Consider the following 2,627-nt stretch of genomic DNA (forward strand, 5'->3'; position numbering starts at 1 on the left):
GGCGACGGCCGCCGCCATGGCGGCCGCGGGAGCCGCCGACGGGATGCCGCGGCTGAACGTGTGGGTGCGGGTCGGCCAGCCGCTGCCCGACGACCCGCTGCTGCACGTCTGCGCGTTGACGTACTTGTCCGATCTGACCCTGGCCCGCACCTCGTCGCTGCCCTACGACGCGCTGCCCGGCCAGCTCGACATCGTCTCCCTGGACCACGCGATGTGGTTCCACCGCCCGTTTCGCGCGGACAACTGGCTGCTGTTCGTCCAGGACAGCCCGAGCGTGGGCGGCGCGCGCGGGTTTTCGCGGGGCATGTTCTACACGGCGGATGGCCAGCTTGTCGCCTCCGCCATCCAGGAATCCGGGATGCTGCGCCGCTGACCCCGCCGGCCCGGCCGACGGGGTCAGCGGCGGCGGCTACCAGATGCGGACGCGCTCGGCCGGTTCCAACCACAGGCCGTCGCCCGGCGCGGTGCCGAAGGCCTCGTGGAACTCGTCGAGGTTGCGCACGATGTTGGCGCGCAGCTCCGGCGGGCTGTGCGGGTCGATGGTGAGGTACTGGCGCTCCAGCTCCAGGCGGCGCTTCGTGCGCCACACATAGCCCCAGTTCAGGAACAGCCGGCGCCGGTCGTCGACCGCCGCGTCGCCGCCCTGGGAGATCACGTACGCGTGGTGGGCGATCGTCAGCCCGCCGAGGTCGCCGATGTTCTCGCCGACGGTGAGCGCGCCGTTGACCTTCTCCTGCGGCAGGTTGCGCGGCGAGAGGCCGTTGTACTGCTCGACCAGCGTCTTCGACTTCACCTCGAAGGCGGCCTTGTCGGCGGGGGTCCACCAGTCGTTGAGATTGCCGGCGCCGTCGTACTGCGCGCCCTGGTCGTCGAAGCCGTGGCCGACCTCGTGGCCGATGACGGCGCCGATGCCGCCGTAGTTCTCCGCCGGGTGGGCGTCGGCGCTGAAGAACGGCCGCTGCAGGATCGCGGCCGGAAAGCAGATCTCGTTCGTGCCGGGGTTGTAGTAGGCGTTGACGGTCTGCGGGAGCATGAACCACTCGTCGCGGTCCACCGGCGAACCGATCTTGTTCAGCTGCCGGTCGGTCTCGAACGCGGCGGCGGCCAGCACGTTGCCCATCAGGTCCCCGGCCCGCACCTGGAGCCCCGCGTAGTCCCGGAACTCGTCCGGGTAGCCGATCTTGGGCCGGAATGTCGCGAGCTTCTCGTAGGCGCGGTCCTTGGTCTGCTCGGTCATCCAGTCCAGCCGGGAGATCGACGCGCGGTAGGCCGCGAGCAGGTTTTCCACCAGGTCGTCCATCTTCGCCTTGGCCTGCGGCGGGAAGTGCCGCGAGACGTACTCCCGGCCGACGGCCTCGCCGATCGCGCCCTCGACGAAGCCCACGGCCCGCTTCCACCGGGCGCGAAGCTCCGGTGTACCGCTCAGGGTGCGGCCGTAGAAGTCGAAGACGGTCTCGACGAACGGGTCGGGCAGGTACGGCGACGCCGCCCGTAGCACCCGGCTGAGCAGCCAGTCCTGCCACGACTCGATTGCCGTGGTGGTCAGCACCGTCGAGAGGTGCGCGAGGTACGACGGCTGGCGCACGCACACCTCCGCGAGCGTCGCGTGCGGGCCGGTGAGCTGCCCGCCGAGCGCGCCGACGTAGGCATCCCAGTCGAACGCCGGGCACAGCTCGCGCAGCGCCCGCGCGGTCAGCAGGTTGTAGGTCTTCTGGACGTCACGGGTCTCGGCCCGCTCCCAGTGGCCCTTCGCCAGCACGGTCTCCAGCGCGAGGATGCGCGCCGCGCCGGCGGCGGGATCGGCGTGTTCGCCGAGTTCCAGGACGCGGGTGAGATACGCGAGGTACTTCTCGCGGGTCTCGGCGTAGCGCTCGTCGCGGTAGTACGACTCGTCCGGCAGGCCGAGGCCGCCCTGGGCCAGGTGGAACAGGTAGCGGTCGGAGTTGCGGTCGTCGGTGTCGACGTAGGTGCCGAACAGCCCCTGGCCGCCGGTGCGCTCGAACGCGCCGAGGAACCCGGCGAGCTCGCCGGCGTCACCCAGCCCGCGCACCGCGTCCAGCAGCGACCGGACCGGCTTCAGCCCGAGCGCGGCGATCGTCTCGGTGTCCAGGAACGACGTGTAGAGGTCGCCGATCTTGCGAGCGTCCTCGCTCTGGCCGGCCGGGTCCTGTGCGGCGAGGTCGGTGATGATGTCCCGGACCTGCTGTTCGGCGGTGTCCGCCAGCTGCATGAACGGACCCCAGCTCGAACGGTCCGACGGGATCTCCGTCGCCGCGAGCCATCGGCCGTTCACGTGGCCGAACAGGTCGTCCTGCGGGCGAACGTCGGGGTCCATGCCTGGGCGGGCGTCATCGAGGATGCTCACGAGAAGAAATTCTCCAATCGATCGGGCGTCAGGGAAAGCACCGCGGCGTACCGGACGCCCGCGCCTCGGGTGCCTCAGTGTGGGAGGCCGGCGGCGCCGCAGGCGGCGAGCAGCGCCGCGCCGTCGGCGCGTAGGGCGCCGGTGTCGATGCGGGCGACGTCGGGGTGTAGACGCCCGGCAGCGGTGTACAGGGCGGTGTAGCGGGGGTCGGCGTCGGCCGCGGCGCGCAGGAACAGGGTGATGCCGTCGGTGTGGTCGAGGT

Annotated in this window: 3 protein-coding genes; 1 reads left to right on the plus strand and 2 read right to left on the minus strand. The window is 71.2% G+C overall.

Annotated elements, in window-relative coordinates; all coding sequences use genetic code 11:
- Positions 1–373: acyl-CoA thioesterase (locus tag MXD58_RS28560; RefSeq protein WP_250611275.1), on the plus strand; the 373-nt coding region annotated here is incomplete at its 5' end.
- A gap of 36 nt (positions 374–409) precedes the next feature.
- Here MXD58_RS28560 and MXD58_RS28565 read toward each other — a convergent pair.
- On the minus strand, positions 410–2,365 hold the full coding sequence (locus tag MXD58_RS28565; protein WP_308302068.1) for a M13 family metallopeptidase: 1,956 nt from the start codon (positions 2,363–2,365) through the stop codon (positions 410–412).
- A gap of 74 nt (positions 2,366–2,439) precedes the next feature.
- Positions 2,440–2,627: hypothetical protein (locus tag MXD58_RS28570; protein WP_250611277.1), on the minus strand; the 188-nt coding region annotated here is incomplete at its 5' end.

Origin of the sequence: Frankia sp. AgKG'84/4, assembly GCF_023242965.2 — a bacterium.
In the GTDB taxonomy this organism is placed as follows: Bacteria; Actinomycetota; Actinomycetes; order Frankiales; family Frankiaceae; genus Frankia.